Source organism: Methylomonas sp. HYX-M1 (assembly GCF_040741385.1).
Taxonomy (GTDB): domain Bacteria; phylum Pseudomonadota; class Gammaproteobacteria; order Methylococcales; family Methylomonadaceae; genus Methylomonas; species Methylomonas rhizoryzae.
Map to the genome: position 1 here is coordinate 3547405 of NZ_CP160405.1, position 26311 is coordinate 3573715.

The window sequence follows — 26311 nt, forward strand, 5'->3', positions numbered from 1 at the left end:
GTTTCAACCTCTAAACGAGTAGGTATTTGCCTTTAATTCCTTAAAAGCAAAACGTTTGCCAACTCGCATTAGAACTTGAAATCAATAACTTAAGGCGTTATTGACATATTAGCTACAATACAAACGCCTACTAATCGTCGGGGTTTGTAACAAACCTTACAATGAGGGATCAACGGGATAGCGGCTCGGATTTAAGCCGCCGATTTTGACAAGCAGACGGATGATGACGCTGGACTCGAAGGAGACATTGTCCACCACATGCGCGCTTATCCACTCGACTTTTCCTGTGCCTGCGGGCAAGGCTAGCCTGAGTCAGGAAAGCAATCGTGACGAAAGTTAAGACTATGGTTTGCTCAGTTTAAACCGCAGTTGCTCGGTCATTTTTTCGACCTCGGCCCGAATGGGCAGCCACTGCCTGAGGTTGGCCGATGACCTCGAGCGCATCCCCTCCAGAATCGCCAAACTTTGCTGCGCCAGCCCGGAAACCGCGTAAAACTTGGCTTTCAGCAATAAAAAATCCAAGCTTGCCGCCGTTTCGTCGATGGCATCCAAGCAATGCGCCGCTTCGATCAATTTGCCCTCGGCATCCAACGCGAGGCTTTTCATCGCCAACCAATCTTCCATCTGAAATGCGAAGTTTTGATTCTGCGTAATAGCGTCGGTATAGACTTGAAAATCCTGCCAACTCAAATTTCGACAAGCGCCTTGTTTTTTGAAATCGAGAATTTGATTCCAGGCATCCAGCGTCCCGCGATCGAACACGCCGGATTTAAACCGGGCAATCAACCCAGTTTTATCCGGCAGCATGACATGATCGTCCACGCAACCGAGCATCAACAGTTGGCTGTAGGTGCCCGGAAAGCCCGGCCATTTTTTTTCGATCGCGTTGAGAATCAGTGCCGAATTAGCGTAATCGCCGCTATTGGCAAAGAAGGCCGCGGCTTCTTGGTGAGCGCGAATGGAATCGGGCCGCTCCACCAAGGCGGACATGGCCTGAATGGCAGGACTGCGCCAGCTGTTTATCTCCGCCCCGTACACCGCAAGGTGGAACAAGGCAATTGACGCCAAACCGGCCAAGGTCAATCGGTCGGACGCATTGCTAGCGGTATTCGCACGCCGCGCGCGCCATGCAAACAGTTCGCCGACTAGGCCGATTATCAAGCCGGCGCTCGGTAAATAATTGCGGTGTTCGAAATACAACTCCAACCCGAATATGCTGGATTCGAGCACGTGCCCGGCTAAAAACCAAAACAATCCGAATGCCAGGAACCGGTATTTTTTCCTCCACCACAACGCCGCCGCACTTAAAACCACCCAAAACGCATTGGCCTCCAGCACCAGCCAGGAATCGCCCAGCGATTTGTAGGCGGGAAACCCGTCGTTAAAAATGTTTAACCGGCCCGGAGTAGGCCATAAAATTTTGAACAGATAATCCTGCAGCACCAGGCTTTCGCTGAGCATGCGCTGCCAGGGCGTGAATTCCGCCCGGGTGTAGTTGGCGATGTTGAGGCTTAAATAGCCGAGCACCAACGCCGGCGGCAGTACGCAAACCATCGCAATCCAGGCGTCCCATCGCTTGCTGCCGTAGCGGCCGCGCAGCAAAAACGCATACAGTACGGCGACTTCCAAGCCGGTCAGCACAGCGTTCTCCTTGGCTAAAATCCCTAAGCCGTAAGCGACAGCCATCGCAAAGGTTGCCACCACCCCGCCCAAGCGCTTATTTGATTGAATTCCCCACAAAAACCCCAGCACGCCCAGCCAGGAAAACAACGCCGACAATAATGTCATACGTTGCACAACATAAAAAACGCTACTGATATTGAGCGGTAAAAACAGCCAAAACGCCGTTACGACGATGGAAAACTGCGCGCTGAGTCGGACCGGCCAGTCCTGCAGCTTGCCGATTAACAGACAGACCGCAAAAACCAGACAGGCGTTGACGATGTGTATCGCCATACCTGCAAGCTTGAAGGGATAGGGATTGCCCGGCCAGTCGTGCGCCTGCAAGGCGTAACTAAACAGACTGAGCGGCCGCCCCAAGGTGCTGGACACGCCGCCGAATACGTAGTGCCAAAATCCCTGCGAGGTTTTGGCTTGTTCCAAGCCGGTTAAATTTGGCCAATCGTCAAGGATGAAACCGCCGGATAAACCGGGCTGACTGAAAGCCAGATAAAGACCAATTATGCAACACAAAAAAAACCCCTGCATTAGCAGGGGCTTCAATCTACTATGTTGATTTTCAGATAAAGCTTTCGAAGAATTATTTACAGACACTTGGCCAAACTTCTTGGGTTGTGATGCTAGAGCAACTAAATGAAAATTGTCCTGTTGTCGTAGCGTAGGTCATAGTGATTGTTTTACCCCCCAATTTAGCGTTAACACTGCCTGCTGGTTTAAAAGTAGCTGTTACAGTCGCACTACCGTTGTTTGCGACAGACGCAACATACTTCCCGCTTAAAACTGCGACACCGAATTGCGATTGGGTTGCTACGTTAGGGATGGCGCCATTGGTTGAATAATATTCAGCAATACCTGTTTTCAAGCCACCCAACAACGAAGCCGCCTCAGCCGCTTGCGATCTGGCCAGATAGTCTTGATAAGCCGGAATCGCCACCGCTGCCAAAATGCCGATGATGGCGACGACGATCATTAACTCGATCAGGGTGAAACCTTGTTGTACTTTTTTCATGACGGGTGTGTTCATAGTGTTGTCCTCTTCTAGGATGTGCGGGTTAAAAATTCATTTAACTAAAAGCAGAAACGATGCCAACCCAAACAAAGCAAAGCAAAATATATCCAACGCATTGATTTTCAAATAATTAAATTGGCATTTGATTGAAATTTCGCATTGCCATCCATGCCGGTTTGAGAAAACTCGCCTAATGGACTATGTTTGCCCGAGCCGAAAGACTGCCACTCAATTTTTGCCGGTCAAAAAACCCTGCCAATTATGGTAAATCCTCCCAACGACGAAATGCTTGCCTGCGTCAGCCTCCAAGCGGCGATTACTTTAACCGAATGGAGCGAACGCACGTTGCGCAGGCGCCTGGCCGAAGGCTCGATCAGCTGCGCGGCGGTCGCCGGCAACAAAAACCTGATTTCACTCAAATCCATAGGCCACGCAGTTTGCATCCCGCTAAGCGACGACACTGTCCAATTAATCACGCGTGCGGACGGCGGCGAGGCCGAAGCGCAAACCGATCTGGCCATGCTGTTTTTAGCGCACGACAAACCGAAAAGCGCGGTTTATTGGCTGGAGCAAGCTGCCAAGCAGAATTGCCTGGACGCCATGCATTGGCTAGGACTATGTCATTTAAGCGGCGTCGGCTTGGCGCAGGACGATAACCTGGCGGTGATGTGGATAGCCAAGGCAGCGGCTCAAGGCCATGCCGTGGCGAAGACGCAGATGGAAGCCCTGTCGAATTTTAATCCGCAGCAACAGCATTAGTCCCGGTTTGCCGGGCCAACAACACGGTACCCTCCAACTCCCTCAATCTTTCCGGCGTTCCTATATCCAGCCACAGCCCGCCGAAAACCTCGCCGCCGACCGCCCGCCGCCGCATGGCTTCGCTGAGCAACGGGCGCAATTTCAATGCCGAACCGCATTGCATGCTGTCGAACAGACGCGGATGATAAACGCCGATGCCGCTGAAGGTGTACCGCTCTGCCCCGGATTCGAATAACTGTCCGTCGGCCCCCAGACCGAAATCGCCGCCCGGATGATGCGGCGGATTGGCCACCATCACCAGATGCGCATCACCCAGGGTGACATCCCGCAAACGAGCGAGCGGATAGTCGCAAATCACGTCGGCGTTGACGACCAGAAACGGTTGATCGCCCAACAACGGCAGGGCGAATTTTATGCCGCCCGCGGTTTCCAGCGCCGTAGCACCCTCGTCGGAATAACGGATGGAAACGCCCCATGGCTCGCCATTCCCGCAATGGTGGCGAATTTGCTCCCCCCGGTACGCCAGGTTAACCACAATGTCGCTGAAGCCGGCGCGCGCCAAGTTCTCCAGCGCGTAATCGATCAAGGCCTTTCCGCCCACTTTGAGCAAGGGCTTGGGAGTCAGTTCGGTCAGTTCCCGCATGCGTTCCCCGCGTCCAGCGGCCAGTATCATCGCTTTCATGGCGTCGTGCGGTAAGCCGGTAACACGCTTTGCTGTAAAAAAGCGTTAAATTCTTGCAGTTCGGGATAGGCGCTGCAAACATCGGCTATATACCCCAAGGTGCGCGGAATGTCTTGCAGATAGCCGGCTTTGCCGTCGCGCAAATGCAAGCGGGAAAATATGCCGACCGCTTTCAAGTGCCGCTGCAAGCCCATCCAGTCGAACCACCGGTTGAACCGTTGAAAATCGTCGTCGACCATACCTGCATCCAGCAAACGGCCGAAGTACTGCCGCAGCCAACGCTCGACGCTCGCCTGCGGCCAACGCACATAGCAATCTTTCAGCAAAGACACCAAATCGTAGGTGAGCGGCCCGATCACGGCGTCTTGAAAATCCAACACGCCGGGTGGCCCGTCGTCTTTCACGATCATCAAATTGCGCGAGTGATAATCCCGGTGCACGCATACCCGAGGTTGCTGCAAGGCGGAATCGATCAACAGCGCTTGCAATGCCTGCCAAACCGGTTGCGGGCAGGCAAGCGCCAATGTTTCCTGTAGAAACCAGTCGCGAAAAATGGACAATTCGCGTTCCAACAAGGCTTTGTCGTAAGCCGGTAAAGGAGTCGCCACGACGTCCACCTCGCTCTGCAAACGAAACAGGCTGTCCATGGCCTGCAGGTATAAAGCATCGGCCGACGCTTCGTTTAAACCGTCGGCATACAAACGGGTACCGAAATCTTCCAGTAGCAAAAAACCCAACGCTGCATTCTGCGCAAAGATTTTCGGCACCCGAATGCCGGCGTTTCCTAACAACGCGGCATTCCGGACGAAAGATTCGGTGGTTTCACGCTCGGGAGGCGCATCCATGACCACCTGACACCCTCGTTCGTGCCGAACGCGAAAATAACGCCTGAAGCTTGCGTCGCTGGATGCGGCTTCTATGGACCGCACCCGGTAGTTCAAATCCTCTGACAACCAACAAACCAACAGCTCCAAGCGCCGGTCGGAAACAAGAACGTTCATCTATAGTTACGAATTGCGGGACAACCTAAGGTAAAATGACCGGATATTTTATTCGATTTCCATCCCGCTACGCTTAATTCCCTGCCGACCGCAATATGACACTACGGTTATACCCGATTTATTTGGCATTGTTGTCTGTCCCGGAACTATCCATTGCCGCCAACAACGCCGTCTGGAATTGCGAGCAAGGCCCCAACGGCCAGTGGAGCTGTTTAAACCAGGACACTCCCGAGGCACCGCCGCAGCCGGGCAAGGATGCAGCCGGCGCGCAACAGCGGCCAGTCGAACCGACACCGGCACAAAACAGCGCCGAAACCAAACCGCTGCCGCAAGCGCCCGGCTCTCACGCAGTACCTGAAGCCCCCGGTTCCGAACCCGCCGCTCCGGTCGCCGCGGCACCCATCAGCCCCAAACAGGCGCTTGAACAGGCGCTGCCTAAAAAACTGCACGCCCGCATCGGCGAACGACAAAAACCCGTTGTCGAAGAAAAGCCGCCGGCCAAGCAAGCTGCCAGCAAAGCCGGCCAAATCCCGGGTTGGACCTGTAAAGGCGGCGAGGAAAATGCGAATTGGAATTGCAATTTAGTGGGGCAAGATCCTAAAGGCGAAGCCCAGGTCGTGGCGGATACCACACCTGCTTCCTATTGGTTTAACCCCACATACAGCCTGGAACAAGAGCGCGCTTTTCAAACCTTGCGCGGCGAGTTTCAAGTAGACCCTTGGCTCAACTGCGGCAATTGGTCGGCCAAGAAAAACCAAGCGACCATGCAAACTTCGGCGGACAGGGAAAATGCCAGCACCGACGTAATAGCCGACTCCTCCGAAGTGTTCGACGGCGAGATACTCAACTTTGCCGGCAACGTCGATTTGAAACGGGCGGACCAACACTTGCTCGCCGATAAAGCCAGTTACGACACGGTAGCGCAAACCTTGGACGCCCAAGGCAATATCGTCTATAGCGAAAACGCGTTGGCTATCGCCAGCGATACCGTTTCGCTCAGCCTCAACAAAGACGAAGCGCGCATGCGCAACGCCCAGTTCATTGTCGCCGAAGCACCGTTGCGCGGTTCGGCGCAGACCATGTACCGGGACAGCGCAGCCCTATCGCGCTACAACGAGGCGACCTTCACCAGTTGCCCGCCCGGCAACCAAGACTGGATAGCCCATGCCTCGCGGATTAAAATCAACCGCGAAACCGGCAAAGGCTCGGCTAAAAACGCCTGGCTGGAATTCAAAGGCGTACCTGTGTTGTACACGCCCTACATCTCGTTTCCGACCGACGGCCGCCGCACCACCGGCCTGCTCGCGCCTACCTGGGCGACTACCCAACGTAACGGTTTCGACTTTTCCGCGCCGGTTTATCTGAATATCGCGCCGAATATCGACGATACCATTACCCCGCGCTTCATGGAGAAACGCGGCCAGATGTTGCGCAACAAATTCCGCTACTTGACCGAAACCTCGTACGGCTACCTCGGCACCGAAATCCTGCCGCACGACCAAATCAAAGACAAAAGCCGCTATTCGGCGACCTTTAGGGACGTTACCCAATTCACGCCACACTTGAGCTCGCACACCAACCTGAACTACGTATCGGATAAGGAATATTTCAACGACTTGAACAATGCCTTAGGTTTCCAGACCAACCGGTTTTTAACCAGTACCGCATTTTTAAACTACGACCGTTCCGATTTGTCGTTCGCCACCGGTATCCAGCATTATCAATCCGTCGATAAAACCATCGCCAATACCGGAGTACCCTACGACATCCTGCCCAGGGTATCGCTGAACTACGATCACGATTTCGAAAACCTGCCGGTTACCATCGCGCTGCACAACCAATACAGCCACTTCTTTCATAACGACTTGATCAACGGCCAACGGTTTAATATCGCACCCTCCCTCAGCCTGCCGCTGGAAACCAGTGCCGGCTTCTTCATCCCGAAAATTACCGGCCAATACACCCAGTATTCGCTCAGCAATCAAACCAACGCCAGTCAACCCGACAGCGTCAGCCGCACCCTACCGATCTTCTCGGTCGATAGCGGGGTTAACTTCGAACGGGACATGCTCATCGGCAACTCCAGCTACGTGCACACTTTCGAACCGCGGGCTTTCTATTTATATATCCCGCGTAAAGACCAAAGCGATATTCCGATTTTCGATACGGCGGCCTACGATACCAACTACTACAGCTTGTTCCGGGAAAACAGTTTCAGCGGTTTGGACAGGATTCAAGACGCCAACCAAATCACCCTGGCCGCCTCATCGCGCTTCATCGACTCCGCCACCGGCTTGGAGCCCTTGAAAATCAGCGTCGGGCAAATCCTGTACTTTCAGGATAGAACGGTCAATCTGCCCGGCATTCCGGTACAAACCAGCAGCACCTCCAATTTCGTCGGCGAGTTGGCCGGCCAGCTGACCCGAAATCTTTCTTATACGACCGGCGCGCAATGGGACCCTGAAGCCAACGGCATCGCGCGCGGTTTAGCCATGCTGAAATACCGCAACCAACCGGATCAGATTCTGGACCTCGGCTACCGCTACCGGAGAAACACGCCCAACGACCAATCCACCTTGTCGCAAACCACCATCTCGCAAACCGACATGTCGTTCCGCTGGCCGTTAGCGGCCGGCTGGTACGGTTTGGGTCGCTGGCAATATTCGTTCAATTTCGATAAAACCACCGAAAGCTTTATCGGCATAGAAAAAGAAACCTGCTGCTGGCGTTTGCGCTTGATAGGCCGGCGTTACATCAACGGCGCGCGTACCGGCGATATTCTGGCGCCGGACGCCAAGCCGGAAAACGCAGTATTCGTGCAACTGGAGCTGAAAGGACTGACCAGCTTCGGCGACAGCGTCGACGCGTTTTTACAACGCAACTTAAACGGCTATCATCCGGCCAGTTATTTCGAAGATTAACCCCCCTACATGAACCGAATTATCCTGCTTTTCAGCTTTGTATTAGCCTGCGCCGCTTCGCTCGGCGGCGTGGCGTGCGCGGAAACCCTGGACCGCATTGTGGCGGTCGTCGAGGACGACGTCATCCTGAGCCGGGAACTTGACCAGGAAGTGGCGGCAGTCGCCAGCCGGCTCAGCAGCAACAACGTGACCATGCCGCCCGAGTACGTCCTGCGCAAACAGGTACTGGAACGCATGATCGTCGACAAACTGCAGCGCCAATTGGCCGCGCGTTCCGGGATACAAGTCAGCGACGAAATGCTTAGAAGCTCGGTGGGCGACATCGCCGCGCGCAACAACATGTCCGTGGAAAACTTCAAACAAGAACTGACGCGGCAAGGCATGGATTACAAAGCCTTCGAAGACAATCTGCGCAACGAAATCATCATCAATCAATTGCGCGGACGGGAAATCGGCAGCCGCATCAAGGTCACCGATGCCGAACTCAACCATTACATGGAAACCCAGAACAAGGCCGGCAGCGGAAACAATCAATATCATCTGGGCCATATATTGATTTCGATTCCGTCCGGCGCCTCCGCCGGCGTGATACAAAAAGCGCGCGACAAAGCCGAGCGCATCGTCGCCGACTTGCGCCAAGGCGCCGATTTTCGCGAAACCGCCATCAGCGAGTCCAACGACGATAACGCATTGAAGGGTGGCGACTTAGGCTGGCGCAACCTGGGGCAAATTCCCACCTTATTCGCCGATCTGGTGCCGCGCATGACCCAAGGCGAAGTTTCCGACCCCATCCGCAGTCCCAGCGGTTTTCACGTGATCAAAATGCTGGAGACCGAAGGCTCCGCCCATCACATCGTCACCAAAACCAAAGTCCGCCATATCCTGGTTAAAACCAACGAACTGGTCGACGACGCGGAAGCCCAAAAACGTTTACACGCTCTGAGACAGCGCATAGAAGACGGCGACGACTTTGCCGCATTGGCGCGCGCCCATTCGGACGACAAGGGTTCGGCCATCAACGGCGGCTCGTTGGATTGGGTCAGTCCCGGCGCCTTGGTTCCACCGTTCGAAGAAGCCATGAACAAACTGGAGATCAACCACATCAGCGCTCCGGTGCAAACCCAATTCGGCTGGCACATCATTCAAGTATTGGGCCGGGAAAGCCAAGACGACAGCGATCAATTCCGCAAGGATAAGGTGCGCGACGAAATTCGCAAACGCAAAATAGAAGAAGAAACCGAATTATGGCTACGCCGCTTGCGCGACGAGGCTTACGTCGAAATCGACGCCGACAAATTGTAACAAGGTGCAAGCCCTATGCGCGCGACGACGCTCAAACCCGACAAGTTGAAAAAACGTCTGCAACAGACGCTTAAACAGGAAAAGCTCGGTGCGCAACGCGATTTCGTACAACGCTTACAAGACGAATTGGGTATAGAACCGCTGGACTGCGCCGCCGCATTGCTGCATATCTGCTTTCCCAGGCTGTTACCGCACCGCAGCAAAGAACCGGCGCCACAGCCCGCGGCGGCCAAAACCTCGCCTGCTTTCAAAAACGTGCGCTACCGTCTGGACGTCGGCAGCCTGCATCACGTCAACAAAGAAGCTTTGTTAACGGTGTTGGTCGAAGAATCCGGGGTCGATAGGAAACGCATCAACTATCTGGACATCCGCGATACCTACACCTTGGTCGACTTGCCGGACGGCATGCCCGCCGACATTTTTCAATTGCTGAGCGAGGCGACCATAGGCGAACACCGCCTGAATATCAAACGGGTCCGTTCCAACCGCAAACGATTCCGCGAAGGCAAGACCGCTTAATACTTGAAAAACGGGTAACTATTCAGCGGTTACCCGGAAAAACGGTTTATCCCCCCATCAGGAGAGGGGATTTGTGCTTCGCACTGAATAATGCCGAAAAATTACGCCCCTGATCGTTAGGCCGAACGCCTAATCAGCCATACGGTCACAAGGTAAAACGTATGCCTATCCAGGCCGCGCGCGGTGCCCCAACGCCGACGAAACGGCTGTTTTTCTCGTCGATGCCGAAACTTTCCAATACCTCGCCGGTTTCCGCCCAGGCACCGAAATTGGCGTAACGCCTATCGAACAAATTCGTCACTCGGCCGAACAAGGCTACGTGTTCGTTAAAGCGGTATTCGCTACGCAAATTAAAGATTACGAAAGCCGGCAGTTTTGCGGTCAAGTTTGCCTCGTCGCCACGCAAATATTGGCCGCTGTTGTAATTCATATCGAAGCCCAGCGTCCATTGCGGCACTATGTCGACGTCGGTACTGAATTTGAATTGATGCGCCGGTATACCGGGAATTTTATCGCCCGGATGCACCTGAATTTTCCCATCGACCGCATTAGGATTGGCGGGACTCAGACTCAAAAAAGGCGACTGATAGGTCGCGTCGATAAAGCTGTAATTGGCCGACCAGCGCCAACGCTGGTAAAACAAGCCGGACAAGCCCGCTTCCACCCCTTGCCGCTGGATTTTTCCGACATTGGTGAAATAGCCCCGGGTATTCACCCCGGCGTCGCTTTGAAACACGATGTCGTCGTTGTTAATGATATGAAAGAATCCGGCATTCCAATCGACCGGGCCTGGCGCCAGCTGCGCCAAGCGTCCGCGAAACCCGCTTTCCCAGGTATTGGCAACCACTTGCTTCAACGGCGGATCGGAAACGAAGGCGTTAGGCAGTTTACACGGTGCCTCGGGATTGGCGCAGCTCAGTTCCATCGGGGTCGGCACCCGCGACGATTCGCTGTAGTTGCCGTAAAAGGTCAGCTCCGGCATGAAGGCATAAGTCAAGCCTGCCGCCGGATTAATCCGGTTGAAACTGTGCGCGCCGGCCAAGTCACTACCGTATTGGTCTTTCAATTCAGCGTGTACGATGTTGTAACGCCCGGATACCGTGACATCCAACTTATCAGTCACCGCATATGTGTCGGTCAGAAATATCCCGTACATATTGTTTTCGGTATTCAAGCGGACGTGCGACTCGTCCAGATACACCCCGCCGCCGGCCACGCCGCGATCCGCGGTCAGCAGGCCTAGTTCGGTATCGGCGCGGTAATGCGTCGTGCTGTGATCGTAACTCGCACCGACCACCAACTGGTTGTCCCGGCCGAAAATCGGCTGATGAAAGGCGTTTTGCAAGGAAAATCCGAAGGATTGCTGGGTAGCTTCCGAAGTATTGATGGTACCGCTTTGCAACGCTTCGTCGGCGGCGATCAAGCCGCCGCCCAACCGCTCCACAGGCTCCAATACACCGTCTTCCTCCTCGCACACGTAATCGCTGCCACCCTGGCTGCAAGTCTCCAGTTCGCTGCCGTCGCCGTTATAAGTGGAGATGCGGTTGCGCCGGTAATAAGCCACCCCGGACAACTGGTTACGTTCGTTCAGCCAGGTATCGCCGTCCAGCGACACCAAAAACAGCCGGTTGCGGGTCAGATCGGGATGGGTGAACACCTTATCGCGTCCGAAAGCCAGCAGTTCCTCCGGCACGGTACCGTTACCGCGCAACGCGTTTTCACTGCCTGCCAGCGACAAATTCAAACTCGATTCGGCTCCGCGCCAACTCAGTGTGCCGAATCCGCGTTTGGCGTCGCTACGCGAATGGTCGCGCCAGCCGGCCTCGGAGAAATTGTTGAAATCCACAAAGTAGCCCCAGGTACCGTTGTTCCAGCCGCTGCTAAGCTCTTCGCTGTGCCTGTCCCAAGAGCCGCCCTGTACCTCCAGACTGTGTTTAGGTGCGGAAAATCCGGTTTTGGTCTTTACGCTCAACGCACCGCCTAAAGCGTTCAGACCGAAAGCCGGATTGGCCGAAGGCAGTAAAGCCATGTTGTCTATGGCTCCCGGCGGCAGCAAGTCCCAATGGATCATGTCGCCGAAAGGTTCGTTGAAACGAATCCCGTTCACGTAAACCGCCAAGCCCTGCGGCAAACCCATCAGCGGCGATGCGCTGAATCCGCGAAACTGCACGTCCGGCTGCAAGGGATTGTTTTGAGCGTCGTTGACATTGACGCTACCCAAATAACGATTCAGGTAATCGGCCAGGGATAAGGCCTGAGCCTGCTGCAATTCCTCTGCGTTTGCAGTCTGCAGGTGAGCCGGAATTTTATTGATATTGACCCCGCCGGATTGTATCGGCGACACCGCCACCACTTCGATGTCGTCCAATACCTCTGCACCGCGTTCCGATTTTTCCAGCGCTTGCGCACCTAGCGGTAACGCGGCAAGCCATGGCAGCATGCCGAATAGCACAGTTTTCATGATTTTCCCCCCGAATAAATGGACCGAACATGTTAAGTCGCTCCCCCAGCTTTAGAAATTCGCCTTGGATAAAAAGGATTTTTTCCCGGTTCATGGTGGCTCCGCTTCGATATTCTCCCGCCGATAAAAGCCGGCGCGCTAAAATAACGGTTTAAAAATAATCAAGCACCATCACTATCCGGCAATATGACCATTCAATTTATAGACCGCCCCGAACAGCTACCCGACCTTTGCACCCGTATCGCTTCCGAACCCTGGATTGCACTCGACACTGAATTTCTAAGGGAAAAAACCTATTACCCGAAGTTTTGTTTACTGCAAATCGCCACGCCCGGATGGGTGGCTTGCGTAGACCCGCTGGCCGTATCCGACCTGTCCGCCTTATTCGACGTCATTTACCGGCCGGACATCGTCAAAGTGCTGCATTCCTGCCGCCAGGACCTGGAAATTTTTTTTCAAATCACCGGCAAAATACCCGGCCCGATTTTCGACACTCAAATCGCCGCGCCTCTACTGGGTTTTCAAGAAAATCCCGGTTACGCGATGTTGGTTTCCAGTTTTTTGAACGTCAACTTGAATAAAGCGCACACCCGCACCGACTGGTCGGAGAGACCGCTAAGCCCCGAGCAATTGCAGTACGCCGCCGACGACGTGACGTATTTATGCAAAATCTATACAGTGATGCGCGACCAACTGCAGGCATTGGGACGCTCAGGTTGGCTGGACAGCGATTTCGAGCTATTGAACAACCCGGATCATTACCAACTACCGCCGGAAAACGCTTGGCTAAAAATACGCGGTAAGAACAAACTCACCGGTCGGCAACTGTCGGTGTTGCAAACCTTGAGCGAATGGCGGGAACAGAGCGCACAAACCGAAAACAAGCCGCGCAACTGGTTGTTTCCCGACGACATGCTGCTGGAATTGGCGAAACTACAGCCTGTGACCTTGGCGGATTTAAGCAAGATACGCAACATCAACGAACGTAGCGTCAACCGATACGGCAAAGTATTGTGCGAATTGATAGAACAAGCCCGGCAACGTCCTCCCAAACCATTGAAAGACAAGGACAAGCCCGGTAAAAAGACCCAGCAGCACGAAGCCATCATCGATGTACTGTCCGCCGTGGTTCGCATCCGCGCCGAAGAAAACCAGTTGAATCCGGTGATCCTGGCCACCCGCAAGGAACTCGAACAATTATTGTTCGGCGAGGAAGACTGCCCGTTGCTGCAAGGCTGGCGTTACAAGATGGCCGGTCAAGAATTGCAGGGTTTGCTGCAAGGTCAATACAGCCTGAGCTTGTCGGCCGACGGCATCGCCATCGAACCGATGCCTAATTGATGTTTTGAGATTCGCCGCATTACCGAAGCACCCGAAAACAGCGGCCTGCCGTTCGCCCATTTCGCCGGCGCCGGCGGCCCAAGCGTCTATGCTACCGAGCGGCAAACAACAGGCAAGACCGTCAGTTGACTAAAAAATCGGAGAAAAATACGTCTCTAAAGCCGTCGCTGTTTTCGATTTTGGCCAAACTGTCGGCCACCAGCGTTTTGACCTTCAACCGCAAGGCCTCGCGTTGCTCCATGGTTTGCAAGTCCTCTACCTTCATGCCGCTAAGCATCATGATCATTTCGTGCCGCAACATCGGTTGATGTTTTTTGATTTTTTCGACATTTTCGGCGCCTTCCACCAGCAATTGCACGGTCAACAGCAAATATTTCTTCGGTTCCGCCAAATTGACGGTAAATTTGGGCGACATTTCCACGTATTCGATCACAGGTCCGGCTGGTTCCGCTTTTTCCTCGTTGCCGAAACCGCAGACCGGCACCAGCAACAAGGCAATCAACAAAAACACGTTTCGCATAGCGATTCCTCATATAATGTTAGCTTTAGCAAGCCCCCAGTATATGCCAATTTCGATTTTTATCTCATGAGAGCAGAGCCGATCGGGCCGGTCATGATAGACCTGGAAGGCCTGGAATTATCTGCATTGGACAAAGAAAAGATCGCCCATCCGAACACCGGCGCGATTATCCTGTTTGCCCGCAATTACGATAATCCCGAACAAATCCAAGCCTTGGTCCGGGCGATTCGGGATGCGCGCAACGGACAGTTGCTAATCGCCGTCGACCAGGAAGGCGGGCGGGTGCAACGCTTTCGCAGCGGCTTCACCCGGCTGCCGGCGGCAGCTAGCTACGCCGCCCAACCGGAATTGGCCGAAACCGCCGGCTGGTTGATGGCCACCGAAGTATTATCGGTGGGAGTGGATTTTAGCTTCGCGCCGGTGTTGGACGTCGATTGCGGCGTCAGCGAAATCATCGGCGACCGCGCGTTTTCTCAATCCGCCGAGCAAGCCACGGAATTAGCCGGTTTATTTTTGCAAGGCATGCGTTTGGCGGGCATGGCGGGTACCGGAAAACACTTTCCCGGCCACGGCGCGGTAGCCGCCGACTCGCATGTAGCCCTGCCGGTGGATAACCGCCCGTTGGCGGACATTCGCACACGCGACCTGCTGCCGTTTCAATGTTTGATACAGCAAGGCTTGCAAGCCGTCATGCCGGCGCACGTGGTGTATCCGGAAATCGACGCGCAACCGGCCGGATTTTCCGAAATTTGGCTGCAACGCATCTTGCGCGGCGAGCTCGGTTTCGACGGCGCCATCTTCAGCGACGACCTCAGCATGGAAGGCGCGGCGGCGGCCGGCGGCTTTTTGGATCGGGCGTTGTCGGCACAACGCGCCGGTTGCGACATGCTCTTGGTCTGCAACAATCCCGGCGCGGCGGAACAGGTCTTGGAAAACTTACCCATCAGCCGTTCTGCGGACCGGGAACGCAGATTGCTGGCGATGCGCGGCCGCCCGCAATATGTCTACCAAGAATTATCCCACTGTACGCCGGCTCAAGACGCCGTCCGCCAAATCCAACGTTTTTCCGATGCCCATGCTTAGCGAAATCGAACAAGTCAAACACAACGCGCTGTTGTTGCACGACCAACGGGAAGTGGAAGCCGCATTGGACGCCATGGCGGCAGCCATCGGTTCCCGATTGTCGGCCAGCAATCCTTTGGTCTTATGTGTCATCAACGGCGGTATTATCGCTACCGGTAAGCTACTGCCCCGTTTGGACTTTCCGTTAACCCTGGACAGCATTCACGCCAGCCGTTACCGCAACAACACCCAAGGCGGCGACGAAATTCACTGGCTGTTCACTCCCACCAGCCCGGTCGCAGGCCGCACTGTGTTAGTGGTAGACGACATTCTGGATGAAGGCCACACCCTAGCCGCCATCGTCGCTTGGTGCAAACAGCAAGGCGCGGCGGAGGTGTTCAGCGCCGTGTTGCTGGAAAAGCAGCTAGAGCAAGCCAAACCCATACAAGCCGATTTCGTCGGCATCAGCGTTGCTAACCACTATTTGTTCGGCTACGGCATGGACTACAAAGGCTATCTCAGAAACGCCGCAGGCATTTACGCTTGCAAGGACACGATATGACATTGGCGATAATCGGCGGTACCGGGCTAACCCAACTAGAGGAATTGCGCATCATAGGTCGGCAAACGTTACATACGCCCTTCGGCTCGCCGTCGGCCGAGTACCTGTTCGGGGATATAAACGGCACGCAACTGATCTTTCTGGCCCGGCACGGTAATCCGCACCGAATACCGCCGCATAAAATCAACTACCGAGCCAATATTTGGGGCCTTAAGCAATTGGGGGTTACCGACGTCATCGGCGTAGCCGCGGTAGGCGGCATCGGCGAACACATGCAACCGGCGCAAATCGCGGTGCCGGAGCAGCTGATCGACTATACCTACGGCCGCGAGCATAGTTTTTTCGCCGATAACCTCGAGCACGTAACCCACATCGATTTTACCGATCCCTATACCCCGGCGTTGCGCAATCGCATTATTCAGGCCGCCGATAACGCCGGCCTGGAAATCTGCCGCTTCGGCACTTACGGCTGCACGCAGGGGCCAAGGCTGGAAACCCGTGCGGAAATCAAGCGGATGGCGCAAGACGGTTGCGATTTAGTCGGCATGACCGGCATGCCGGAAGCCGCGCTAGCGCGCGAATTGGACATGGCTTACGCCAATATTTCGGTCGTGGCGAACTGGGCGGCGGGCCTGGGCGACGGCGAAATTACCATGGCGGAAATCGAAAAGAATTTGCAAATTGGCATGACCAAAGCGACAGAATTGCTGAAAGCCATAGCCGTCCTACCCGTTTGAGCGGTTTTACATCGCCGCTTTCATGCGGCAACGCGCAGAAAAAAGGCCTTCCGCTGGGGTCACCGGAAGGCCATCAGCTCATGTTCGATGTCCGTCAATCACGCCCTTTTCGATCGAACAGTACGCTGAAACCAGAGAGAAGCTAATTTCTTAAAGGGTAAGCTTACCGCGCTTAGCGTTTGTTGCCGGCGGCGTGCAACACGTCGTTACGGTAGGCGGAATTGCTGGAATCTTCGGCGATTGCGGCCGCGGCTGAGGCATATTTGTCGTGCTCGGAGCTTTTCACCATGTATACGGCACCTGCAGCAACGGCGCCGGCCAACACTACGTACAAAACGAAATTGTCTTTTTCTTGTGCTTGGTTCATTGTTACCTTCCTGTTGTTTTTGTGAAATGGCGTTGATCAATCAACGGCGCTTAAGTTATCAAAGGCCGGTCGATTAAATTTGATATGAATCAAGAAAACCAGGGTTATTGATGCGGCGCAGAAACTTTTTATTACACGGCCTCCGGATCTTTACGGCTGCACTCTTAGAAACATTGGGCATTGAACCGGCACGGGCCGGCGCTTGGCGAACGGACGATTTTCGCAGCACGGATTTCGCTTCCGCCTTCGCTGCCTTATTCGACGGCCAGGCGATAACCGAAAGCGATGGTTTGCAGATTTCCTTACCCGAAATCGCGGAAAACGGCGCAGTCGTTCCGCTGACGATAGACAGTACGCTGAGCGGGATCGACAAACTCTACGTCTGGGTGGAAAACAATCCGACCCCTTTGGCGGCGCAATTCGATCTATCGCCCAATCTACTGCCTTTCGTCACCGCCCGCGTGAAAATGGCGGAAAGCGGTTACCTGCGGGTAATCGCCCGTCAAGGTAAAAATTGGTTACAGACAAGAAAGTGGGTGACAGTCGTACAAGGCGGTTGCGGAAGCGGATGATGACAAGCTCTACAAAAATCAGAAGCCAGCGTTTTGCGGATTATCTGGAAATCAAGGTATTGATTCGCCATCCGATGGAGAACGGCCGCAACCGCGATAGCGAGGGCAAACTGATACCTGCCCACTTCATTCAAACATTATCGCTGGAACTAAACGGCCAAACGGTCATGCAAGCCCATTTAGGCCCCAGCCTGTCGCGCGACCCCTATTTCTGCTTTAGGCTACAGCGGGTCGAATCCGGCGCTCTCGTAAAGGTTAGCTGGTCCGACAATCAGGGCTTGAGCGATGCGGTCGAGCACAAAATATCCGATATTAGTGGCGAATAATGTCGGCGCCGCTGTTGCGTGCGGACACCACTTGAAATTCTAAATAGTGCGACGCAAAGTGCCGCTGCAACTCGCTTAGCAAATGCGCGGCGCGTTGCGGATCGGGAAGCGCGCAAAATCCGGTAGGCCCCCACGAAGTTTGCCCGATAGCCACCGCGCCTTGCGCTTGCAGCCAGGCCATGGTTTGCGCGACTTCGCGACTGGCAAACACGCCGCCTTGTACCGGCGCGAAATGCCGGCCCACCGAATTTTGCAACTCGGTTATGACTTCGCCGAACGCAGTCAAATTCCGCTCTGCGATAGCCGGCATGGCTTGCATCAACAGCAAATACGCCAAACGCTCGGCCTCCCGGCGCGGAAACGGCGGCAACTTCCGGAACGCCGACACCTCTTGTTCGCCGTGCAAACCCTGTCCGCGCGTGTCGAATACCAGAATAAAACGCCAACTCTCCGGCACTGCGATTTGCGCCAAAATCGGCGGCGTCACGGTATCGGGCCCTCTGCCGCCGTCCACCACCAAGCCGCCGGCTTCGAACGCACCTATGCCTATCCCCGAGCGCGCGCCGCGCTCGGTCAAATGCGCGATGTCGCGCACGCTGAGATTCAATGCGTAAAAGGCGTTCAGCGCAGCGCCCAGCGCTAACGACAATTGCGTGCCCGAGCCCAAGCCGATGTGTTCGGGAATTGCGGCGATGACATCCACCCGCAAGGACTCGGGTAACTGCAAACGCCGACACAAACGGCTCAAGGCTTTCGCCACCCGGTCGGCACACAAACCGTTTACCGTAAGCGTTTCGGCGTAAGAAACTTCTACCCGGGTATGAATTTGCTCCAACGCCATACCGATGCTGCCGAAATGCCTGCCCAACGCGCCGCTTAAATCGATAAACCCCATATGTAGGCGCGCCGGCGCAATCACAGTCACTTTTTGATGGTGCGGCTTCACAAGCTCATTCCCCTAAACGATAAGGGATTTATTATAACGAAGCCGACTCGCGTCCCGGGATAAATTCAATCGCTTGCCTCAAGTCCCGGCAAGTGCCGTCCGCAGCCTGAACTGCCGACAAATCGGCCGGTAAACAGGAAGGAATGAATAGGCAACGGCAACCGGCCGCAACCGCCGCCCTCACCCCAACCGGCGAATCTTCCAGCACTAAGCAGTCGGCAGGTCTCATGCCCAGGCGTCGGGCGGTTAGCACATAAATGTCGGCGGCCGGCTTGGGACGTTCCACGTCGTCCCGGCTAACGATTTCGCTAAACACGTCCTCCAAGCCCGCCAAACGCAAACAACGCAAAGCGTCGTCTCGGCGGCTATTGGTCGCCAACCCGAACGGTAAGGCCATGGCACGCAAGTGGTTCAACAGCGCGTCTAACCCCGGCTTCACCGCGATACCTTCGCGCTGCACCTTACGCTGCCAGATGGTGGCGCTACGCGCGAAAAAACCGTCGGTATCGAAATCCTGGCCGAATTGGCGGCGCAACTTGCCCGGAAAATCCGCGCCGGCCGTACCGGAAAACGACCGGGCAAACGCCGCACTCATCTCGAACCCCATCGCTGCCGCCGCCGCGCGCCAAGCGGCGAAATAGCCGGTTTCGCTATCCAGCACCAAGCCGTCCATATCCAAAATGACAGCCTTGACCGGCGGCTTAGCGCAACACCCTGATATATTCACCTAACGCTTCCCGGTTGGAACCGACCACGACGCGCCGCCGACCCGACCTATCTTCCTCCAACAAACCTGCCGCTTCTATCATTTCGCCAACCTTCGCTTGACCCAGGTAGGTCGCGGTAAAGCTCACCACTGCGCCAATTTCCGGATGATCGAGCTGCAATTGTCCGGGATAATCGAAACCTAAGGAATCGTCGATCACCTTGGCGCGAATTTTCACCGGACCGATTTTTCGGAAAACTTGTGCGGATTCGGCCGCATCGTTCAATAAAGACAAGTCGAATTTGCGTCGATTGAACATGGCTTTGTTGTATTTGCGCTGTTCGTGCCAGACGTATTCGTCGAATCCGAAATCGCAAGCGCGGCGTTGATAACTGGCCAGCCAATCCTCGCGACTCAAATCCTGGCAATGGTTGGCGGCAATTGCGGCTTGTACGACCTGTCTGGCCCGGTGAAACTGCTCGCGGTGGTAACAAACCAAATCAATGTCGGATTGACGGTTTTGCATGCCGACCAGCAACGAACCGGTTATCCCGAAACCGGCCAAATCCAACCCGTTACCCTGCAACAACCGGCACAAGCCCTGCAAATCGCGCACCGCGGGATCGTTGGATTCCGCTTGCAGCAGGTCTTGCAATACGGTTTGCGGGCGAAAATGCTGCTGCACCTCGTGCTCGGCCACCGCATGCAGATCGGCGTCCAGCCGCGCCGAGTGAAACAAAAACTCGGGATGGCTATACGCCAGCAAACCGTTGGCCGAATCGCTAGCCAGCTTGCGCCAACAACCGGCTTGCAACGCATATCTTAAAAAGCACAAAATTCTGCCGTGCTCCAAACCATCGGCGACGACGGCGAACAACAGCCCGTCGCGCACCTTTATAAAATCTTTAGCACGGTAGTGCATCGCCAATCTCCACTCGATTCCGGCCGTTTTGCTTCGCTAGGTACAACGCGGCGTTCGGCCGTTTGCCGCGTTGGACGATTGTGCAACCCGCACTTTTCAAACGTTCGACCACTACACGTCTGATTGATTTACTGTCGTCGCCGCCTAAGAATTTCATAAATTCCCTTATGCAAATGTCCGCAAGGATTCTAGTCTACAATTTTTGCGGTTTTAAAAACGATTGATATTCGCCAGCCAATCCCCTATTCTCGGACACAGTAAGGCCCCAACAACACTGCAAAGCATACCGTTTCGCTTTCATTACAACAAAGGAGCTATTATGAAAATCGGCGTACCCAAAGAGATACGCGAGGGTGAAAAACGCGTCGCCATCACTCCCGAAGCCGCGGAAAAAATCATCAAACTCGGCTTCCAGATTTGCCTGGAATCCGGTGCCGGATCATCCGCCGACATCAACGACGAAGCCTATCGAGAGATCGGCGTCGAAATCTTGCCGGACGCCAAATCGGTCTGGAAACAAGCGGACATTGTCATGAAAGTCAGAGCGCCGGAAAGCCATCCGGAATTGGCCTTGGACGAAGTCAGCCTGATCAAGCCGGGCCAGCATTTGATCAGCTTCATTTGGCCGGCGCAAAACGAACAGCTGATGAAAAAGCTGGCCGATAAAAAAGCCACCGTGTTGGCCATGGACAGCGTGCCGCGCATGTCCCGGGCCCAAAAAATGGACGCGCTCAGTTCCATGGCCAATATCGCCGGCTACCGGGCCGTGATCGAAGCCGCGCAACATTTCGGCCGCTTTTTCACCGGCCAGATTACCGCAGCCGGCAAAGTGCCGCCGGCTAAGGTATTGGTGATAGGCGCCGGCGTCGCAGGTTTGGCCGCAATAGGCGCGGCGCGCAGCATGGGTGCCATCGTTAGGGCTTTCGATACCCGACCGGAAGTCAAAGAACAAATCGAAAGTATGGACGCCGAGTTTTTGATGCTGGACTTCGAAGAGGACGGCTCCGGCAGCGGCGGTTACGCCAAAACCATGTCCAAGGAATTCATCGAAGCCGAAATGGCTTTATTCGCCCGCCAAGCCATGGAAGTGGATATCATCATCACCACCGCCTTGATCCCGGGCAAGCCCGCGCCGGAGCTGATTACCGCCGGCATGGTCAAATCCATGAAACCGGGCAGCGTCATCGTGGACTTGGCCGCCGAGCAGGGCGGCAACTGTGCGTTGACCGAAAAAGATCAAGTCGTGGTCAAACACGACGTTACCATCATCGGCTACACCAATCTGCCCAGCCGCATGGCCAATCAGGCCAGCCAACTCTATGCCACCAATCTCAGGCATTTGCTGACCGACTTGTGCCCCCAAAAGGACGGCAATTTGCTGGTCGACATGGAAGACGAGGTCATCCGCGGCGCTACCGTGATCAAGGAAGGCGCCATCACTTGGCCGCCGCCGCCGCCCAAACTCAGCGCCGGCCATAAACCGCTGACCGAATCGCCCGCGGTAGCGGAAGTCGTCGCCAAGCGGCAAATCGTGCCGGACCCGCTCAAGCAATGGCTACCCTTTCTATTGGCCGGCGCGGCCTTGTTCGGGGTCGGTTCGGTAGCCCCCACCTCGTTCCTGGAACACTTTACCGTGTTCGTGCTGGCGTGCTTCGTCGGTTATCAAGTCATCTGGAACGTAACCGCCTCGTTGCACACCCCTTTGATGAGCGTCACCAACGCCATCAGCGGCATTATCGTCATAGGCGCCCTGGTGCAAATCTCCACGCCGGATAATTGGCTGGTCACGATTTTGTCCGCGGTCGCAGTCTTGATCGCCGCCATCAACATCGCCGGGGGCTTTTTGGTCACCCGCCGCATGTTGGAAATGTTCCGAAAGTAAGGGGAGAAACGCATGTCACAAGGTTTGGTAACGATGTCGTATATCGCGGCATCCATTTTATTCATCTTGAGCCTTAGCGGCCTGAGCAACCAAGAGACCGCCCGCCGCGGCAACTACCTGGGCATGGCCGGCATGGCCATCGCCATCCTGGCCACGATACTCAGCGATAAAGTCACGGCCTACACCCTTCTGATTATCGCCTTGGCGATAGGCGGTTTTATCGGCTCCCGAGCCGCCGCCAAGGTGGAAATGACGCAGATGCCGGAATTGGTCGCGTTAATGCATAGCCTGGTAGGGATGGCGGCAGTGCTGGTAGGCTTCAGCAATTTTCTGGACCATAGCTCCACACTGGAAGGCGTAGAAAAAACCATACACGAGCTGGAAATTTACATCGGCATCTTCATAGGCGCCGTGACCTTCTCGGGTTCGGTCATCGCATTCGGCAAGCTGTGCGGCAAAATCAACGGCAAACCGGTGTTGTTACCGGCCCGGCATTGGCTGAACCTGGGTTTGTTCGCCGTCGCCTTCCTGTTGGGCGGCAGTTTTCTCAGCAGCGCGGAAAACGGCGGCGGCTGGTGGCAATTAATCCTAATGACCTTGATCGCGCTGGCGTTCGGCGTGCACATGGTCATGGCCATTGGCGGGGCCGACATGCCGGTCGTGGTATCGATGTTGAACAGTTATTCCGGGTGGGCCGCCGCCGCCACGGGTTTTATGTTGAGCAACGACCTGCTGATCGTGACCGGCGCGCTGGTCGGCAGTAGCGGGGCGATTCTGAGCTATATCATGTGTAGAGCGATGAACCGGCATTTTCTCAGCGTGATCGCCGGCGGTTTCGGCACCAGCGGCGGCGCGGCGGCGGAAGTGGAAGGCGAAGTCAGCCCGATCGAAGCGGAAGAAACCGCTCAACTGCTACTGGATTCCAAAGATATCGTCATCATCCCGGGATACGGCATGGCGGTTGCGCAAGCGCAGCACACCGTCAACGACATCACCAAATTGCTAATCGCCAAGGGTAAAAAAGTTCGTTTCGCCATCCACCCCGTGGCCGGACGCATGCCCGGCCATATGAACGTGCTGTTGGCGGAGGCCAAAGTCCCCTACGACATCGTGTTCGAAATGGACGAAATCAACGAAGATTTTCCTGAAGTCGACGTTTCCATCGTGATTGGCGCCAACGACATCGTCAACCCGTCCGCGCTGGACGACCCGAATAGCCCGATTGCCGGCATGCCGGTGCTGGAATGCTGGAAAAGCGCGACAACCATCGTCATGAAACGCAGCATGGCTTCCGGTTACGCCGGAGTCGGCAACCCCTTGTTCGTGCACGAAAACACCCGCATGCTGTTCGGCGACGCCAACGACAGGCTGCAATCCTTGTTGAAAGCCTTGCAAAGCTAGGTCGGGGGCCTAGCCAAGCGTAAAAAAGCCGGCTGCTTTAGGGCTAGCCGGCTTTTTTGTGAGCGCCGCCAAAGCTCAGCCGCGGCGACTTTGTTTGCATATCAGTGCCTAACCGAACGGACTTTCCAAAATAATGGTTTCGTTCCTGTCCGGACCGGTAGACAAAATCGTCACTTTTACCCCGACCAGAGCTTCGATGCGGGCGATATACGCTCTGGCGTTTTCCGGCAAGTCTTCGAAGCGGGTAACGCCGGCGGTGCTGTCGTTCCAACCCGGCATTTCCTCGACCACCGGCTCGCACACCGCATACTGATCGGCACCCAAGGGCGCAGTTTCGGTCAGCCTACCGTCGATCTTGTAGGCGGTGCAAATGCCGATTTTATCCAGGCCGTCCAGCACGTCCAGTTTGGTCAGACAAATGCCGCTCAAACTGTTCAACTGCGCGGATTTACGCATGGACACGGCGTCGAACCAGCCGCAGCGACGCTTACGGCCGGTGGTAGCGCCGAATTCGTGACCTTTAGTCCCCAAATGCTCGCCGTAACTATCGTGCAATTCCGACGGAAACGGCCCGTTGCCGACTCGGGTCGAATAAGCTTTGGTAATACCCAGCACATAATCGATAGCCAAAGGCCCTACGCCGCTGCCGGTTGCGGCTCCGCCTGCGGTAGTATTGGACGATGTCACATACGGATAGGTGCCATGGTCTATATCCAACAAAGCCCCCTGCGCCCCTTCGAACAAGATGTTGTGTTCCTGTTGCTGGTGAATATACAGTTCCTCTGCTACATCCGCCAGCATCGGAATGATCTGTTCGCCCAGTGCCAGCAAGGTATCCAGCATTTGCTGATAATCCAACGCTTCGGCTTGGTAATAATTGACCAACATGAAGTTATGGTATTCGACCAGTTCTTTCAAGCGCTGCGCGAACTCCTGCGGTTTGAGCAGGTCGCCGGCACGCAGGCCGCGGCGCGCCACTTTGTCTTCATATGCGGGACCGATGCCGCGTCCGGTGGTACCGATCGCTTTGCTGCCGCGGGCTTTTTCCCGCGCTTGGTCTATCGCCACGTGAATAGGCAGAATCAACGCGCAAGCTTCACTGATTTTCAAGCGGTTACGTAGCGGTACGCCGGATTTTTCCAGCAATTCGATTTCCTTGATCAAGGCCTGCGGGCACAAAACCACCCCGTTGCCGATCAGGCATTGCACCTTGTCGCGCAACACGCCGGAAGGAATCAGGTGCAAAACGGTTTTTTCGCCGTTGATCACCAAGGTGTGACCGGCGTTGTGTCCGCCTTGGAAACGCACGACCGCGGAGGCTTGCTCGGTCAATAAATCGACCAATTTACCCTTACCTTCGTCACCCCACTGCGTGCCGATGACAACTACATTTTTTCCCATATATTTTTTCAACCCTAACTTAATGGCTTGACGACCCAGCGGCCATCCTGTTTTTCCAGAATTGCGTTACACCCCAGCTGCTCGGCACTTCCGGTCTGACCCGGCAAATAGCGGATCACCTTAGTACCCTCGGCCCGCAAATCGCGCACCAGCACCGCCAAATCGGCATCGTCGTCGGCCGGCGCCAGCACGGACTGACGGCCGCCTATCGAGACTTGCGGTTCCAGCAAACCCGCCAAGGTTTTCAAATCCGCGCTAAACCCGGTTGCAGCCCGGGCCCTGCCGAACACCGCGCCGATATTGTCGTAACGGCCGCCACGGGCGATTTCCCTACCCATACCGGGAACAAATGCCGCAAATACAACACCGGTGTGATAATGGTAACCGCGCAATTCCGCCAAATCGAAACTGACGGCAAGAGATGGATAATCGCGTTGCAATTTATCGGCGACAGCTTGCAGTTCGCCTAAGGCTTGATCGATGCCGGCATCGGCGAGATCGAGCAAACGTCCAGCCTTGTCCAGCACCTGCACGTCGCCGTTCAGCTTGGTCAAGGCTTCGAACAAGGCTTTCAATTCGGCGGCAATGGCGAAACCGTTCAACAACTCGCTCAGCTCGGTGCGGGCCTTGCGTTGCAAGACGTCGAACAATTCGGCTTCCTGGGTTGCATCCAATCCGGCCAGTTGCACCAAAGCCCGGTAAATACCTACATGGCCTAAATCCAAATGGACGTGTTGCGCACCGCTGATGGCCAACATTTCCAGCATCAGTTGCACGACTTCGTAGTCGCTTTCGATTCCGGCGTGGCCGTATAACTCGGCACCGATTTGCATCGGACTGCGGGTTTTTTCCAACGGATCACCTACGGTATGCAACACCGTGCCGGCATAGCACAAACGGGTGGGCCAAGCATGCTTCAAATTATGCGCATCGATACGCGCCACTTGCGGGGTCATATCGGCCCTTACCCCCAACAGTTCACCGCTCAATTGGTCGGTCAATTTGAAGGTTTGCAGATCCAAATCCGAGCCCGAGCCTATCAGCAAGGACTCCAAATAATCGACGAACGGCGGCACTACTAGTTGGTAGCCCCAGCGTTCGAAAGTATCCAGCAAGTCCCTGCGCAAGCGTTCTACGTGCGCAGCCTGTGCCGGCAACATCTCCGAGATGCCTTCCGGCAATAACCAGGAATTTTTTTTTTGCATTTTCGTTATTCCAAGCGCAGAAAACGC

General features: G+C 55.2%; 24 protein-coding genes. 12 read left to right on the forward strand and 12 right to left on the reverse strand.

From position 1 onward, the window contains the following. Positions 1 to 342 precede the first annotated feature (342 nt). Both AB0A83_RS16210 and AB0A83_RS16215 read right to left on the reverse strand, forming a co-directional pair. Positions 343 to 2193 (reverse strand): hypothetical protein, encoded by a 1851-nt coding sequence (locus tag AB0A83_RS16210; protein WP_367154722.1) that lies wholly within the window; start codon positions 2191 to 2193, stop codon positions 343 to 345. Between the two features lie 67 nt (positions 2194 to 2260). Further along, positions 2261 to 2704 carry a pilin gene (locus AB0A83_RS16215; RefSeq protein WP_367154723.1) on the reverse strand — a complete coding sequence of 148 codons (444 nt, stop codon included), beginning with the start codon at positions 2702 to 2704 and terminating at the stop codon, positions 2261 to 2263. Between the two features lie 246 nt (positions 2705 to 2950). Here AB0A83_RS16215 and AB0A83_RS16220 point away from each other — a divergent pair, with 246 nt between their 5' ends. Then, entirely contained in the window at positions 2951 to 3448 is a 498-nt protein-coding gene (locus tag AB0A83_RS16220; protein ID WP_150050171.1) for a tetratricopeptide repeat protein, read from the forward strand. Here AB0A83_RS16220 and murU read toward each other — a convergent pair. Together murU and AB0A83_RS16230 are read right to left on the reverse strand one after the other, a co-directional pair. Continuing rightward, a complete protein-coding gene (murU, locus tag AB0A83_RS16225; protein ID WP_150050173.1) occupies positions 3426 to 4130 on the reverse strand; it encodes an N-acetylmuramate alpha-1-phosphate uridylyltransferase MurU in 705 nt (234 codons plus the stop codon). The genes AB0A83_RS16220 and murU overlap by 23 nt on opposite strands. Beyond that, entirely contained in the window at positions 4127 to 5131 is a 1005-nt protein-coding gene (locus AB0A83_RS16230; RefSeq protein WP_150050175.1) for a phosphotransferase, read from the reverse strand. The genes murU and AB0A83_RS16230 overlap by 4 nt, the downstream gene beginning before the upstream one ends. A gap of 95 nt (positions 5132 to 5226) precedes the next feature. Here AB0A83_RS16230 and lptD point away from each other — a divergent pair, with 95 nt between their 5' ends. Genes lptD through AB0A83_RS16245 form a run of 3 tightly spaced genes read left to right on the forward strand, consistent with a single transcriptional unit; the run spans position 5227 to position 9873 of the window. Beyond that, on the forward strand, positions 5227 to 8052 hold the full coding sequence (lptD, locus tag AB0A83_RS16235; protein ID WP_367154724.1) for an LPS assembly protein LptD: 2826 nt from the start codon (positions 5227 to 5229) through the stop codon (positions 8050 to 8052). Positions 8053 to 8061: 9 nt separating this feature from the next. After that, complete coding sequence (locus tag AB0A83_RS16240) at positions 8062 to 9354, forward strand: peptidylprolyl isomerase (protein WP_367154725.1); 1293 nt, start codon at positions 8062 to 8064, stop codon at positions 9352 to 9354. 15 nt (positions 9355 to 9369) lie between these two features. Beyond that, positions 9370 to 9873 (forward strand): DbpA RNA binding domain-containing protein, encoded by a 504-nt coding sequence (locus AB0A83_RS16245; protein ID WP_150050178.1) that lies wholly within the window; start codon positions 9370 to 9372, stop codon positions 9871 to 9873. Between the two features lie 145 nt (positions 9874 to 10018). Here the strand turns inward: AB0A83_RS16245 and AB0A83_RS16250 are convergent, their stop codons facing one another. Beyond that, positions 10019 to 12334: a TonB-dependent receptor gene (locus AB0A83_RS16250; protein ID WP_367154726.1), complete on the reverse strand. Its 2316-nt coding sequence runs from the start codon at positions 12332 to 12334 to the stop codon at positions 10019 to 10021. A gap of 186 nt (positions 12335 to 12520) precedes the next feature. On the opposite strand from AB0A83_RS16250, the gene rnd reads away from it, so the two are divergent. After that, positions 12521 to 13675 (forward strand): ribonuclease D, encoded by a 1155-nt coding sequence (gene rnd, locus AB0A83_RS16255; protein ID WP_367154727.1) that lies wholly within the window; start codon positions 12521 to 12523, stop codon positions 13673 to 13675. A gap of 121 nt (positions 13676 to 13796) precedes the next feature. Here rnd and fliL read toward each other — a convergent pair whose 3' ends face one another. Continuing rightward, on the reverse strand, positions 13797 to 14195 hold the full coding sequence (gene fliL / locus AB0A83_RS16260; RefSeq protein WP_150050184.1) for a flagellar basal body-associated protein FliL: 399 nt from the start codon (positions 14193 to 14195) through the stop codon (positions 13797 to 13799). A 66-nt stretch (positions 14196 to 14261) separates the two neighbouring features. Between fliL and nagZ the strand changes: the two genes are divergently transcribed. Genes nagZ through AB0A83_RS16275 form a run of 3 tightly spaced genes read left to right on the forward strand, consistent with a single transcriptional unit; the run spans position 14262 to position 16556 of the window. After that, positions 14262 to 15278: a beta-N-acetylhexosaminidase gene (nagZ, locus tag AB0A83_RS16265; protein WP_232056681.1), complete on the forward strand. Its 1017-nt coding sequence runs from the start codon at positions 14262 to 14264 to the stop codon at positions 15276 to 15278. Then, positions 15271 to 15819: a hypoxanthine-guanine phosphoribosyltransferase gene (locus tag AB0A83_RS16270; RefSeq protein ID WP_367154728.1), complete on the forward strand. Its 549-nt coding sequence runs from the start codon at positions 15271 to 15273 to the stop codon at positions 15817 to 15819. The genes nagZ and AB0A83_RS16270 overlap by 8 nt, the downstream gene beginning before the upstream one ends. Further along, positions 15816 to 16556, forward strand: a complete 741-nt coding sequence (locus AB0A83_RS16275) for an S-methyl-5'-thioinosine phosphorylase (RefSeq protein WP_367154729.1) — start codon at positions 15816 to 15818, stop codon at positions 16554 to 16556. Before AB0A83_RS16270 ends, AB0A83_RS16275 begins: the two co-directional genes overlap by 4 nt. Positions 16557 to 16728: 172 nt before the next feature. Here the strand turns inward: AB0A83_RS16275 and AB0A83_RS16280 are convergent, their stop codons facing one another. Next, positions 16729 to 16923 (reverse strand): hypothetical protein, encoded by a 195-nt coding sequence (locus tag AB0A83_RS16280; RefSeq protein WP_150050190.1) that lies wholly within the window; start codon positions 16921 to 16923, stop codon positions 16729 to 16731. A 173-nt stretch (positions 16924 to 17096) separates the two neighbouring features. Here AB0A83_RS16280 and AB0A83_RS16285 point away from each other — a divergent pair, with 173 nt between their 5' ends. Next, a complete protein-coding gene (locus tag AB0A83_RS16285; protein ID WP_367154730.1) occupies positions 17097 to 17495 on the forward strand; it encodes a thiosulfate oxidation carrier protein SoxY in 399 nt (132 codons plus the stop codon). Beyond that, on the forward strand, positions 17495 to 17821 hold the full coding sequence (soxZ, locus tag AB0A83_RS16290) for a thiosulfate oxidation carrier complex protein SoxZ (RefSeq protein WP_367154731.1): 327 nt from the start codon (positions 17495 to 17497) through the stop codon (positions 17819 to 17821). Before AB0A83_RS16285 ends, soxZ begins: the two co-directional genes overlap by 1 nt. Here the strand turns inward: soxZ and AB0A83_RS16295 are convergent. The 3 genes from AB0A83_RS16295 to AB0A83_RS16305 are packed head-to-tail and all read right to left on the reverse strand — an operon-like array spanning position 17808 to position 20395. Continuing rightward, complete coding sequence (locus AB0A83_RS16295) at positions 17808 to 18767, reverse strand: beta-ribofuranosylaminobenzene 5'-phosphate synthase family protein (protein WP_367154732.1); 960 nt, start codon at positions 18765 to 18767, stop codon at positions 17808 to 17810. The two genes, soxZ and AB0A83_RS16295, sit on opposite strands and share 14 nt — an antisense overlap. A gap of 31 nt (positions 18768 to 18798) precedes the next feature. Further along, positions 18799 to 19494, reverse strand: coding sequence for an HAD family phosphatase (locus AB0A83_RS16300; protein ID WP_150050198.1), 696 nt, complete (start codon positions 19492 to 19494; stop codon positions 18799 to 18801). Then, positions 19469 to 20395 (reverse strand): hypothetical protein, encoded by a 927-nt coding sequence (locus tag AB0A83_RS16305; protein WP_150050200.1) that lies wholly within the window; start codon positions 20393 to 20395, stop codon positions 19469 to 19471. The genes AB0A83_RS16300 and AB0A83_RS16305 overlap by 26 nt, the downstream gene beginning before the upstream one ends. A 319-nt stretch (positions 20396 to 20714) precedes the next feature. Between AB0A83_RS16305 and AB0A83_RS16310 the strand changes: the two genes are divergently transcribed. Both AB0A83_RS16310 and pntB read left to right on the forward strand, forming a co-directional pair. After that, positions 20715 to 22277, forward strand: a complete 1563-nt coding sequence (locus AB0A83_RS16310; protein WP_150050202.1) for a Re/Si-specific NAD(P)(+) transhydrogenase subunit alpha — start codon at positions 20715 to 20717, stop codon at positions 22275 to 22277. Positions 22278 to 22289: 12 nt separating this feature from the next. Then, complete coding sequence (pntB, locus tag AB0A83_RS16315; RefSeq protein WP_367154733.1) at positions 22290 to 23678, forward strand: Re/Si-specific NAD(P)(+) transhydrogenase subunit beta; 1389 nt, start codon at positions 22290 to 22292, stop codon at positions 23676 to 23678. A 108-nt stretch (positions 23679 to 23786) separates the two neighbouring features. Here pntB and AB0A83_RS16320 read toward each other — a convergent pair whose 3' ends face one another. Beyond that, the gene (locus tag AB0A83_RS16320; RefSeq protein ID WP_150050206.1) at positions 23787 to 25079 is read right to left on the reverse strand and encodes an adenylosuccinate synthase; all 1293 of its coding nucleotides are present in this window, start codon (positions 25077 to 25079) and stop codon (positions 23787 to 23789) included. A gap of 14 nt (positions 25080 to 25093) precedes the next feature. Continuing rightward, positions 25094 to 26284 carry an ATP phosphoribosyltransferase regulatory subunit gene (locus tag AB0A83_RS16325; RefSeq protein WP_150050208.1) on the reverse strand — a complete coding sequence of 397 codons (1191 nt, stop codon included), beginning with the start codon at positions 26282 to 26284 and terminating at the stop codon, positions 25094 to 25096. Positions 26285 to 26311 lie beyond the last annotated feature (27 nt).